Here is a 12,086-nt window from a genome sequence, read left to right on the forward strand (position 1 = left end):
ATGGACCGCTCAATGCTCTACCGGCGTTTTCGCACCCTCCTGATCGCCAACCGCGGCGAGATCGCCTGCCGCGTCATCCGCACCGCGCGCGCCATGGGCCTGCGCACGGTCGCGGTCTATTCCGAGGCCGACCGCGACGCGATGCATGTCGCGCTCGCCGACGAGGCCGTGCTGCTGGGGCCGGCGCGGGCCCGCGACAGCTATCTCAACGTCGAGCGGCTGATCGAGGCCGCGCGCAAGACCGGCGCGGAGGCCGTGCATCCCGGCTACGGCTTCCTGTCGGAGAATGCCGAGTTTGCGCATGCCTGCCTCGATGCGGGGCTGGTCTTCGTGGGGCCGACCGCCGGGATGATGACGGCGATGGGCTCGAAGTCCGGCTCGAAAGCGCTGATGGAGAAGGCCGGCGTGCCGCTGGTGCCCGGCTATCACGGCGAGGCCCAGGACGAGGCGACGCTGGCGAAGGCCGCCGACAAGATTGGCTTTCCCATTCTGGTCAAGGCATCCGCCGGCGGCGGTGGCCGCGGCATGCGCATCGTGCGCTCGGCCGCCGAGCTTGGCCCTGCGATCGTCAGCGCCAAGCGCGAGGCCAAGGCCGCGTTCGGCGACGATCGCATGCTGATCGAGAAATATGTCGACAATCCCCGGCATATCGAGGTGCAGATCATCGGCGACAGCCACGGCAATCTGCTCTCGCTATTCGAGCGCGAATGCACGTTGCAGCGCCGGCACCAGAAGGTGATCGAGGAAGCGCCGTCGCCAACCCTCAATGCGGCACAGCGCGAGACGGTCTGCGCCGCGGCGCGCAAGGCGGCGGGCGCGGTGAACTATGTCGGCGCCGGTACCATCGAGTTCGTGTCCGACGGCAAGGACGTGTTCTTTATCGAGATGAACACACGTCTCCAGGTCGAGCATCCCGTGACCGAGCTGATCACCGGCATCGACCTCGTCGAATGGCAGCTGCGCGTCGCCTTCGGCGAGGCGCTGCCGCTCAGGCAGGACGAGATCCGCCTCAACGGCCACGCGGTCGAGGCGCGAATCTACGCCGAAAATCCGACCAAGAACTTCATGCCCTCGGTCGGCAGGATATCGACCTGGCGGCTGCCCGCGGAAACCGGCGGCCTCCGCATCGACGCCGGCTATCGCGAGGGCGACAGCGTCTCGCCTTATTACGATGCGATGCTGGCCAAGATGATCGCGTGGGCACCGACCCGGGATGTCGCGATCGAGCGGCTGAACCGCGGACTGGAGGACTCCGACGTCCGCGGCATTGTCACCAATATCCCGTTCCTGTCGGCGCTGATCACGCATCAAAAGGTGCGGGCGAATGCGATCGACACCGGCTTCATCGAGCGCGAGCTGGCGGTGTTGACGCAGGCTACGCCTGCGCCCGGCGAGCTCGAGCTGTGCGCTGCGGTCGCCGCAATCGTGAACGACGAACGGCAGGCCGCGCAGACAGAAGCGAATTCGCCCTGGCAGACGTTCGGCTGGATGCCGGTCGGCCGGCGTCAGCGCAGCTTTGCCTTCCGCGTCGGACATGGTGTCGGACATGGGCCCGAGCAGAAGATCACCCTCAACTACGGCAGCGGGCCGTCGACGCTTGTCATCGGCGACCGCGAGCTGGCCTTCGCGATCGCGCCGAAGGATGGCGGCTTCGATCTGACGCTCGACGGCGTCAAATCGTCCGTCGCGGCCGTGATCGACGGCCATGAGCTCTATTTGCGCACGCGCCACGGCCGCTTCGACCTGCATTGGGTCGATCCGTTCGGCGGCGAGACCGAGGAGCAGGCCGGCGCGGACAAGATCGCGGCACCCTTGCCCGGCACGGTCGTCGCCGTGCTGGCCGAGGAGGGCGCAACGCTGGAGAAGGGCGCGCCGATCCTCACCCTCGAGGTGATGAAGATGGAGCAGACGCTGCGTGCGCCCTATGCCGGCGTGCTGACGTCGATCAAGTGCAAGGTCGGTGACATCGTGCAGGAAGGCGTCGAGCTCGCCGTGGTCGAGCCTACAGGAGAATGAGATGAGCGATCCGGTCCGCATCATCGAAATGGGGCCGCGCGACGGCCTCCAGAACGAGAAGATGCCGGTCAGCGTCGAGGCCCGCATCGCCTTCGTCGAGGCGCTGGTCGGAGCCGGCCTCAATACGGTGGAGGTCGGCGCCTTCGTCTCGCCCAAGGCGATCCCGCAGATGGCAAGCTCCGACGCCGTGCTGCGCGGCGTTGCCCACGTGACGGGCGCCGAATTCCACGTGCTGGTGCCGAACGAGAAGGGCTATGACGCCGCGCGCGCCGCGGGCGCGAAAGTGGTCTCCGTGTTCGCGGCGGCCTCCGAGGGCTTTTCCCGGGCCAACATCAACTGCACCGTCGCGGAATCCATCGAGCGCTTCAGGCCGGTGATGGAACGCGCGAAGGCCGACGGCGTCAGGGTGCGCGGCTATATCTCCTGCGTGCTGGGCTGTCCGTTCGACGGCGAGATCAAGCCGAAGGCCGTTGCCGATCTTGCGAAGACATTGTGGGACCTCGGCTGTTACGAGATCTCGCTCGGCGATACCATCGGCGTCGGCACGCCGGCCAAGGCGAAGCAGATGCTGCGCGCGGTCAGCGCCAACATTCCCGCTGCCAATCTCGCGATGCATTTCCATGACACCTACGGCCAGGCGCTCGCCAATCTCTACGCCGGGCTGGAGGAGAACGTCCGTGTCATCGATGCGGCTGCGGGCGGCCTCGGCGGCTGCCCCTACGCCCCCGGCGCGACAGGCAATGTCGCGACCGAGGACGTCGTCTACATGCTCGAAGGCATGGGCCTCAGCACCGGCGTCGACATGGAGAAGCTGCTGGCGGCCACGAACGAGATGAGCGGCGTGCTGGGCAAGCCGCCCGTGAGCCGAGTGGCTTCCGCGCTGAACGCGAAGAGGAAGCGGGTTACTTCGTAGGGTGGGCAAAGGCGCATAGCGCCGTGCCCACCATCTCTCCGCGATCGAATTTGGAAGTGGTGGGCACGCTTTCGCTTCGCCCACCCTATGACATACGCTGTCAGGCCGCCTTCAGGCCCACGTCCGGCAGGAGCGGCCGGTTCTTGAGGGCGCGGACCATCATGGCCTCGACCTCGGCCTTCTCCTGCGGCAACAGCGCCAGGCGAGGCGGACGGGTCAGCGCGGTGCCGCGGCCCATGATGTGCTCGCACAGCTTGATGCACTGGACGAGGTCCGGGCGCGCGTCGAGATGCAAGAGCGGCATGAACCATTCGTAGAGCGGCATCGCCTCGGCATAGCGTCCCGCCCTGGCCAGGCGAAACAGCGTCTCGCCCTCGCGCGGGAAAGCGTTCGACATGCCGGAGACCCAGCCCACCGCGCCCATGGCGACACTCTCGACGATGACGTCGTCGAGGCCTGCGAACAGCACGAAGCGGTCGCCGACCATGTTCCTTGTGTCGATGAAACGCCTTGTGTCGCCGGAGGAATCCTTGAAGCAGACGACGGTCTCGACGTCGGCGAGCGAGGCCAGGATGTCGGGGGTGACGTCGTTCTTGTAGATCGGCGGATTGTTGTAGAGCATCACGGGCAGGTCCGTCGCGGTGGCGACGGCGCGGAAATGCGCGGCGGTCTCGTGCGGCTTCGACGAATAGACCAGCGCCGGCATCACCATGACGCCGTCGATGCCGACGCGCGCGGCTTCTTTCGCCGTCTCGACCGCGAAGGCCGTGGTGAATTCGGCGATGCCGCACAGCACGGGCACGCGCCCGGCCGCGACCGATTTGGCCGTCTCCATGATCGCGACCTTCTCCTTGCGCTCCAGCGACGTGTTCTCGCCGACGGAGCCGCAGACGATCAGGCCGGAGACGCCGTCACGGATCAGCCCGTCCATCACCTTCGCGGTCGCGTCGATGTCGAGCGAGAGATCGTCGTGGAATTGCGTGGTGACGGCCGGGAAGACGCCTTCCCAGGAAACGCGGCGGCTCATGGTCTAACTCCAAGTGAATCTGGCGTGTGAATTCGCCGGCGGGGGGCTGGGGCCGCCGGCTGTGGTGAAGAGGATGGCGGGCGGGATCAGAGCGTGGCGCCGACCTTGCGCAATTCGGCGAGGACCGGAGCCTTGGGCAGCCAGATCTTGTCGAACTCGGCGATGACCGCCTCGGTGTCGCCGGCCGGGACCTGGCGGATCGGGATCGGGGCGTTCTTGAAGTTCTCGATTAGCGCCGGCTCGTTGCCGGCGAGCTCGTCGATCTGCGCGTCGAGTGTGGTTTTGATCGTCTTGGTGATCAGCTCGCGGTCGGCGGCCGGCAGCGTCTGCCAGACCCGGCCCGAGACGACCGCTGCCATCGGCATGAAGACGGCATTCATCTGGAGGATCACCTTCGAGACCTTGTCGAAGCGCTGGTTCCAGGAGAATTCGAGATCGGCCTCGAGGCCGTCGACCTGGCCGTTGGCCATGGCGTCGAACACCTGCGGCGTCGGGATCGGCGTCGGCGCGGCACCGAGCGAGGAATAGAAATCGCGATAGACCGGCGTCGGGTTGATGCGCAGCTTCATGCCCTTGATGTCGGCGAGCGAGGTCAGGTCCTTGGACGAGAACACCGCGCGCATGCCGGTGATGCCCCAGCCGAGCCCGATCGTGCCGGTCTCCTGCGGCAGCACGTCGAACAGCTTCACCGCCGCCGGATGCCGCACGAATTTCGCCACCGCCGGCGTCGAGCGGACGATGTAGGGCGCATTGATCGCGGCGATGTGCGGCACGCGCGAGCCCAGCTCGGCGGCCTGGATGAAGCCCATGTCGAGCGCGCCCGACTGCAATTGCTGCATCATCGCCGGCTCGTTGCCGAGCTGGCCGGAGTGGAACACGGTCAATGTCAGGCGGCCGTTGGTGGCGGCCTTGAGGTCGTCGCCGAATTTGAGCGCGGCCTTGTTCCAGGAATGACCGTTCGGCGTGATCAGGCCGAGGCGGAATTCCTTGGCCTGGGCGAGCGCCAGCGACGGCGCGAACACCGATGCGGCTGCGCTGGCGGCGAGAAAGCGGCGACGAGAAAGCGGCATGGTCGGGCTCCTTTTGGACGGGCCTATTTGACGAGGATCAGCGAGAGCGAGGGGAAGAGCGAGAGCAGCACCAGGAGGACGCAGGAGATGACGAAGAAGGGCAGCGTCACCATGAACATCTTGCCGGGCTTGGCGCCGGTGACGGCGGCCGCGACGAAGAAGCAGAGCCCGACCGGCGGCGACAACAGGCCGAGCACCAGGTTGATCACCACGACGACGCCGAAGTGACGGGGGTCGATGTGGTAGACGTCGGTTGCAACAGGCAGCAGGATCGGCACCGTCATGATCAGGCCGGGAATGCCGTCGATCACAGTGCCGATAACCAGCAGGATGACGTTGCAGATCAGCATGAAGCTGATCGGGTCCTTGGCGGCCGACTGGATCCAGCCGGCGGTCTCCTGCGGCACCTTGCCGAAGATCAGGACCCAGGAGAACACCGCGGCGGCGGCGACGAGGAACAGCACGATCGCCGAATAGATGGCACTGCGCAGCATCATCTGCGGCAACTGGGAGAACTCGAACTCCTTGGTCCAGTATTTTCCGACCAGCGCCGCGGCCACCGCACCGACCGCGGCGGATTCCGTCGCGTTGGCGAGGCCACCGAGGATGGTGCCGACGATGACGATCGGGATCAGCAGGGTGGGCGATGTCCGCAGGATCGTCATGACCCGCTGGCGCGGCGTCTGATAGTCGGCGCGGGGATAGTTGTAGATGTATCCCATCAGCGCGATGACGAGGCAGAACATCACGGTGAGGATGACGCCCGGCACGATGCCGGCGATCAGCATGTCGCTGACCGAGACCTGCGCGAGCACGCTGTAGACCACGAACATCACCGAGGGCGGGATGATCGGCCCGAGCATGCCGCCATAGGCGGTCAGTCCCGCCGCAAAAGTCTTGTCGTAGCCCTTCTTCTCCATCTCCGGCACCATGATCTGGGCCATGATCGCGACCTGCGCGGTCGCAGATCCCAGGATCGAGGAGATGAACATGTTGGCGAGGATGTTGACGTAGGCGAGCCCGCCCTTCAGCGAGCCGACGAAAGCCATCGCCATGTCGACGATGCGGCGGGTGATGCCGCCGCCATTCATGATCTCGCCGATCAGGATGAAGAGCGGAATGGCGATCAGGCCGTAACTGTCGACGCCGCCGAACAGCTGGAGCGGATAGGACTGGAACAGCACGGGATTGCCCGATGCGGCGATATAGACGAGACCGGCGAGGCACAGGCAGAGCCCGATCGGCACGCCGACCAGCATGATCGCGACGAAGGCGGCAGACGTGATCATCAGTTGACCCCGTCGAGCTCGGAGAGCGCAAAACCCTTCGGCGGCGTGCGCGGAACCAGCTCGAGATCTTCCAAGAGGTTGGCGAGGCCATGAACGGTCATCGACACCGCGAAGATCGGCAGCGTCAGATAGAGCACCCAGGTCGGCCAATTCAGCGTCTGAGTGTGCTCGGTGTAGAGGAAATTGAAGGTCTCGGCGGCGAGCTTGCGCCCGTCGAAGCCGGCGCGTGCGAGGCCGATCGGGTCCATCCAGAGCGCGCAGGTGATGATCAGCGCGACGCCGAACACGACGACGAGGCCGGTCGAGATGACCTTGGCGATCTTCTGGCGCTGTGGCGAGAGGCGTTCCGTGAGCATCGTGACTGCGAAGTCGAGCCGCAGCCGCGTCATCGCGGAGGCGCCGATGAAGGTCAGCCAGACCACGCAATAGACAGCCGATTCATCGATCCAGTAGATCGGGAAGTGCGAATAGCGGGTGACGACGTTCACCAGGATCAGTCCGGTGAGCAGGTACATCAGGCCCATCAGCGCGAGACGTTCGACGGCGAGCAGGGCGCTGGAAGCCCTGACCACAATCCGCCGCGCGCTGAACGCGCCCGCATCCGGCATCGTCCCTTCGATCATCAAAGGCCCCAACCCCCGCAAGATTTCTCGTGCCAAGGCAAAATGTATAATTTATACATTTGAGCTGTCAAACGGAGATTGCGGTCATTTCGGCGGCAGGACGCGCCTTTGCCGGGCACCTGTCTTTTGTGGGATGCCTGGCTTTTGCTGGCCGCCTCAACATGCAAGAGAGGGACCGCTTTCTGCCGGACGAGTCGCGAAGAAAGACGGAAGGTCAGATGAAACAGCCACTGAAGCATCGCACTCTGTCGGCTGCGATCGTGGACCAGCTCCGGCAGGCGATCCTCGACGGCACCTATCCGGCCGGATCGCAATTGCGCCAGGATGCGCTCGGCGATGCCTATGGCGTCAGCCGCATTCCGGTGCGCGAGGCGCTGTTCCAGCTCGAGGCCGAGGGGCTGGTGCGCATCGTTCCGCAGAAGGGCGCCATCGTCTCGGAGCTGTCACTGAACGAGATCAACGATGTGTTCGACCTGCGCGGCATCCTCGAGCCGCGCCTCCTGGCGCAATCGGCGCCGCGTTTTACTGCGGAGGATTTCGAGGGGCTGGACGACATCCACAAGAGTTTTGAGAAGGCAATCAAGGCGCGCAACGTCAGCGAATGGGGCCAGCTCAACGCCGACTTCCACATGGCGCTCTATGTACATGCGCCGCAACCTCGTACGCGCGCAATCGTGCTGTCGCTGCTCCAGACCAGCGATCGCTATACGCGCCTCCAGCTCTCCAACACCAAGGCGATGGGGACGGCCGAAAAAGAACACGCCCACCTGATCGCGCTCTGCCGCGCGCAGAAAGTCGAGGAGGCCTGCCGGTTTCTGGAGCGGCACATCGAGGCCGTGCGCAAGGATCTGTTGCAGGTGGTGGCCGGCAGCGCGATCGCGCCGAAGTCACGGCGGAAGGAGAAATCGTAGGGTGGGCAAAGGCGCATAGCGCCGTGCCCACCATACTTTCGCAATCGCCGACAGATGGTGGGCACGCTCCGCTTTGCCCACCCTACAGCAGCGTCACCTGCTCCCGTCGGGCCCCATCACCAGGTCCGGCAGCCAGGTCGAGATTTCAGGCACGAAGCAGAGCAGCAGCACCGCGAGCATCATCAGGAGCACGAACGGCAGCGTACCCCAGATCACCTCGCTCAGGGGGATGTCGGGCGCGACGTTGCGGATGACGAAGATGTTGAGGCCGATAGGTGGATGGATCAGCCCCATTTCCATCACGATGGTCATGACCACGCCGAACCAGATGATGTCGAAGTTCGCGGCGCGTAAGGGCGGCAGGATGATCGGCGCCGTCATCAGGATGATCGAGACCGGCGGCAGGAAGAAGCCGAGCACGACGACCATGACGAGGATCGCGAACAACAGGCCCCAGCGCGGCAGGTGCATCGCGACGACGGATTCTGCGACCGACTGCGAGATGTGCAGATAGCTCATCACGTAGGAGTAGAGCAGCGACATGCCGATGATCATCATCAGCATGGTCGATTCCCGGATTGTCGACTTCATGATGGGCGCAAGATCGCTCGGCCGCCACACGCTGTAGATCGCTGCGATCAGTGCCAGCGCCAGGAGGCCGCCGAGGCCCGCGGTTTCGGACGGCGTGGCATAGCCGCCATAGAGCGCGATCATGACGCCGGTGAGCAGCAGCACGAACGGGATCACGCGCGGCAGCACGCTGAAGCGTTCGGCCAGCGTGTAGTCGTCGCGGGCGAGGATTGCGGCTTCCGGTCCGCCATTCTTGTAGATGGCTTCAGCGGCTGCATATTCCTGGCGGAAGCGGATCACGGCATAGGCGCCGAACAGGCTGACGAGCAACAGGCCCGGACCGATGCCGGCAAGGAACAGGCGCCCGAGGGACTTTTCCGCCGCGACCGCGAACAGGATCATGGTGATCGAGGGCGGCAGCAGGATGCCGAGCGTGCCGCCGGCGGCGATGATGCCGGCGGCAAAGCCGCCGGAATAGCCGCGCTTGCGCATCTCGGGGATGCCGGCCGAGCCGATCGCCGAGCAGGTCGCTGGGCTCGAGCCCGCCATCGCCGCGAACAGCGCGCAGGCGAACACGTTGGCGACGCCGAGCCCGCCGGGGACGCGGTGCAGCCAGGCATGCAGGGCCAAATAGAGATCCTGGCCGGCGCGCGACTTGCCGATCGCCGCGCCCTTCAGGATGAAGAGTGGGATCGACAGCAGCGTGATCGAGGCCATTTCCTCGTAGACGTTCTGCGTCACCGTATCGAGGGAGGCCGATGGCATGTAGATGCCCATGAACACGACCGCGACCGCGCCGAGCGCGAAGGCGATCGGCATGCCAGAGAACATCACCAGCAGCGTCGCAATCGCGTAGGCGAGGCCGATACCGAAAACGCTCATGGACGCCTGGCTCCTGCGAAAGGCAGCGCAAGCTGCACGAGAATCTGGACACAGAGCAGGCTCATGCCGAACGCCATGAGCGAATAGGGAATGGCGAGCGGCGGCGACCACATCGAGTTCGAGACCTGACCATCGACATAGGCCTCATGGGCCAGCGTCCAGGACTTCCAGGTGAAGAAGGCGCAGAACAGGAATGTCGCGGCATCGACCAGCCAGAGCCTTATCCGGTTCGCCAGCGGCGAGAGCAGGCCGACGAAAGCCTCGATGCCGATATGACCGCGGTTCTGCTGCACATAGGCGGCCGTCATGAAGGTCGCCCCGACCAGCAGGAACACGGCGGCCTCGTCCTGCCAGTAGTTGGCGGCCTTGAACAAGGCGCGGCTCAGCACGCTATAGCTCAGGATGGCGCAGGCCGCGACCAGCGCGATCGCTGCGAACACGACGATGATGCTGTTGAGGATGGCGAGACCGCGATCGATCGCCGCCGCAAGACCGGTCCTTGCGGCAGCGTTGGCCTGGTCGTCACGATCCGGAAGCGGACCGTGGCTCATGCCGAGACGTCGGAGGCGAGCTTGAGCAGGGTCGCGGCGGTCGCGGTCTTGGCGCCGTAGTCCTTCCACGCGGTGTCGCGGGCGATGTCGCGCCACTTGCCGACGGTCGCTGCATCGAGCACCGAGACCTTGGCGCCGGCCTTCTCGTAGACCTTGGCGACCTCGACGTCATCGTCCTGCGCGCCCTTGCGGCCGAAGGCTTCGAGCTCGGCGCCGACTGCGAGCAGCACGTCCTGCTGGTTCTTCGGCAGTTTGTCGAAGATCGCCTTCGACATCATCAAGGGCTCGAGCATGAACCAGTAGGAGGCACCCGCGCCCGAGGTCAGCGACTTCGCGACCTCTTCGAGCCGGAACGAGATCAGGCTGGTGGAGGAGGTGAGAGCGGCGTCGCACGCGCCGGTCTGCATCGCCGCGTAGATTTCGTTCGAAGGCACCGACAGCACCGAGGCGCCGGCGGTCTGGAGCACCATGTCCATCTCGCGCGAGCCGCCGCGCACCTTCATGCCCTTGGCGTCTTCAGGCGCGACGATCGGCTTGGAGCGGCTGGCGAGGCCGCCGGCCTGCCACACCCAGGTGAGCAGGATGATGCCCTTGTCGGCGAGGAAGTCGGAGAGCGCCTTGCCGACCGGCTCCTTCTTCCAGCGCATGCCCTGGTCGTAGGTGGTGACGAGGCCCGGCATCAGGCCGATATTGGTCTCCGGCAGTTCGCCGCCGGCGTAAGGCATCGGATAGAGGCTGATGTCGAGCGCGCCCTTGCGCATCGCAGAGAACTGCGCGTTGGTCTTGATCAGCGAGGAGTTCGGATAGATCTCAGCGGCAATGTCGCCATTGCTGCGTTTGGCGACTTCGGCGGCGAACATGCGGCAGAGCCGGTCGCGAAAATCGCCCTTGTCGATGGTGCCGCCGGGGAATTGATGAGAGATCTTCAGCGTGGTGGCGGCATGCGCGGTGCCGGTGCCGAAGCGGAGAATGGCGGGTGCGGCGACGGCGGTCGCGATCAGATGGCGGCGCGTGAGCATGGTGTGATCCCCTTGAGCGCTTCTTTGAACGATTCTTGTTGGTGTGATTTGGGTCGGGCCTTGTGAGACCGCCGCATAGGCCCATCCTATCCGGTCTTTCGCCCGATGTTCTCTCATCTGATAGTTCGAGACCGAATGCCGCGGCAAGTGTCGACCGTGCTGCGCTGCACACTTCCGATCCCCGCACTATGCCGAACGACGGACCGCCGCGGGCGCGCAGAAATTTATCAGCGACCGCGTAACAACGTCGCGTGGCAATCCGTCGAGATTGAATAGCGGCGTCCGTCGCTGACAAACACCATCTCGAAGGGAAGACTAGTCATGACCATTCGCACCCGCATCGCGCTCGGCGTCTCGGCTGCCGCTCTCTCGCTTGGCCTGGCGCTGTCGCCGGCCGCCTTTGCCCAAGACAAGACGGGCGACAAGATGGGCAAGGAGGACGGTATGATGAAGAAGGACACCATGTCCAAGGATGGCATGAAGAAGGATGCCATGACCAAGGACGACGGCATGAAGAAGGATCACATGTCGAAGGACGGGATGAAGAAAGACGACGGGATGATGAAGAAGAACTGATCTTCGGTCGTCGCGGGAGGCGTTTGCGCAAGGCAGACGCGCGCGCTCGAACGTCCGGGGCGGTCAGGTGGACCGTCCCGGAGCGATGTCTCGGTTCAAGTTCAATTGAACGTGATCTTTGAACGTTACTTGCGCTTGGCCTTGCGGGCGGCGTAGCGGGCGTCGCGCTTGGCCTTCTGTTCGGCCTCGAGCGCAGCCGCGTTGGCGGCCGCTTCCTCGGCCTCACGCGCAAGCCGCGCAGCTTCGGCGGTCTTGGCTTCTTCCTCAAGTCGCTTCTGCTCGGCCTTTTCGGCCTCGCGCGCAGCCTTTGCCTCGGCGCGCTTGGCGGCGAGCGCCTCGCGCTCGGCACGCTTCGCCGCAACCGACGGATCATCTGGCCCGGGCTGGGATTTGAATTTGTTCAAAAGATTTTTGCGGGCGTCCTGCGCCGCCTTTTGCCGGTCTGCAAAACCGGGTTCCCTGAATCCACTCATCGACGAGCCTTGTCTTCCTCGCTTTCGACCCTACATCACTGCGTGTTGGTACGTCGGCTGGGCATAGCGGGCGCCACGCGACGCAGATGCGTGTACATCGCCGCGCGTCGCAACGCCACCCAATTCGCAGCCGATCAGGTAGACGAAAATCGCCCCCCGACGATCT

Annotated in this window: 12 protein-coding genes; 4 read left to right on the forward strand and 8 right to left on the reverse strand. The window is 64.9% G+C overall.

The genetic code is table 11. The features are described from left to right. Positions 1 to 2,016 (forward strand): acetyl/propionyl/methylcrotonyl-CoA carboxylase subunit alpha, encoded by a 2,016-nt coding sequence (locus A3M7_RS0103650; RefSeq protein WP_027542699.1) that lies wholly within the window; start codon positions 1 to 3, stop codon positions 2,014 to 2,016. A 1-nt stretch (position 2,017) separates the two neighbouring features. Continuing rightward, positions 2,018 to 2,929, forward strand: coding sequence for a hydroxymethylglutaryl-CoA lyase (locus A3M7_RS0103655; RefSeq protein ID WP_027542700.1), 912 nt, complete (start codon positions 2,018 to 2,020; stop codon positions 2,927 to 2,929). 100 nt (positions 2,930 to 3,029) lie between these two features. Here A3M7_RS0103655 and A3M7_RS0103660 read toward each other — a convergent pair whose 3' ends face one another. The 4 genes from A3M7_RS0103660 to A3M7_RS0103675 form a co-directional block, all read right to left on the reverse strand. Further along, positions 3,030 to 3,956: a dihydrodipicolinate synthase family protein gene (locus tag A3M7_RS0103660; protein WP_027542701.1), complete on the reverse strand. Its 927-nt coding sequence runs from the start codon at positions 3,954 to 3,956 to the stop codon at positions 3,030 to 3,032. An 86-nt stretch (positions 3,957 to 4,042) separates the two neighbouring features. After that, positions 4,043 to 5,026 (reverse strand): TRAP transporter substrate-binding protein, encoded by a 984-nt coding sequence (locus A3M7_RS0103665; RefSeq protein ID WP_027542702.1) that lies wholly within the window; start codon positions 5,024 to 5,026, stop codon positions 4,043 to 4,045. A 23-nt stretch (positions 5,027 to 5,049) separates the two neighbouring features. Next, the gene (locus tag A3M7_RS0103670) at positions 5,050 to 6,315 is read right to left on the reverse strand and encodes a TRAP transporter large permease (RefSeq protein WP_011087197.1); all 1,266 of its coding nucleotides are present in this window, start codon (positions 6,313 to 6,315) and stop codon (positions 5,050 to 5,052) included. Continuing rightward, complete coding sequence (locus tag A3M7_RS0103675; RefSeq protein ID WP_027542703.1) at positions 6,315 to 6,923, reverse strand: TRAP transporter small permease; 609 nt, start codon at positions 6,921 to 6,923, stop codon at positions 6,315 to 6,317. The genes A3M7_RS0103670 and A3M7_RS0103675 overlap by 1 nt, the downstream gene beginning before the upstream one ends. A gap of 233 nt (positions 6,924 to 7,156) precedes the next feature. Here A3M7_RS0103675 and A3M7_RS0103680 point away from each other — a divergent pair, with 233 nt between their 5' ends. Beyond that, positions 7,157 to 7,849, forward strand: coding sequence for a GntR family transcriptional regulator (locus A3M7_RS0103680; protein WP_027542704.1), 693 nt, complete (start codon positions 7,157 to 7,159; stop codon positions 7,847 to 7,849). A 93-nt stretch (positions 7,850 to 7,942) separates the two neighbouring features. Here the strand turns inward: A3M7_RS0103680 and A3M7_RS0103685 are convergent, their stop codons facing one another. The 3 genes from A3M7_RS0103685 to dctP are packed head-to-tail and all read right to left on the reverse strand — an operon-like array spanning position 7,943 to position 10,871. Further along, a complete protein-coding gene (locus tag A3M7_RS0103685) occupies positions 7,943 to 9,301 on the reverse strand; it encodes a TRAP transporter large permease (protein WP_027542705.1) in 1,359 nt (452 codons plus the stop codon). Then, a complete protein-coding gene (locus A3M7_RS0103690; protein ID WP_027542706.1) occupies positions 9,298 to 9,852 on the reverse strand; it encodes a TRAP transporter small permease in 555 nt (184 codons plus the stop codon). Before A3M7_RS0103690 ends, A3M7_RS0103685 begins: the two co-directional genes overlap by 4 nt. Continuing rightward, complete coding sequence (gene dctP / locus A3M7_RS0103695) at positions 9,849 to 10,871, reverse strand: TRAP transporter substrate-binding protein DctP (protein WP_027542707.1); 1,023 nt, start codon at positions 10,869 to 10,871, stop codon at positions 9,849 to 9,851. Before dctP ends, A3M7_RS0103690 begins: the two co-directional genes overlap by 4 nt. Positions 10,872 to 11,192: 321 nt before the next feature. Here dctP and A3M7_RS0103700 point away from each other — a divergent pair, with 321 nt between their 5' ends. Further along, a complete protein-coding gene (locus A3M7_RS0103700) occupies positions 11,193 to 11,447 on the forward strand; it encodes a pentapeptide MXKDX repeat protein (protein WP_027542708.1) in 255 nt (84 codons plus the stop codon). A gap of 125 nt (positions 11,448 to 11,572) precedes the next feature. Here the strand turns inward: A3M7_RS0103700 and A3M7_RS0103705 are convergent, their stop codons facing one another. Beyond that, a complete protein-coding gene (locus A3M7_RS0103705) occupies positions 11,573 to 11,920 on the reverse strand; it encodes a DUF6481 family protein (RefSeq protein ID WP_027542709.1) in 348 nt (115 codons plus the stop codon). Positions 11,921 to 12,086: the final 166 nt, after the last annotated feature.

This window comes from Bradyrhizobium sp. WSM2254, assembly GCF_000472645.1.
GTDB lineage: Bacteria > Pseudomonadota > Alphaproteobacteria > Rhizobiales > Xanthobacteraceae > Bradyrhizobium > Bradyrhizobium niftali.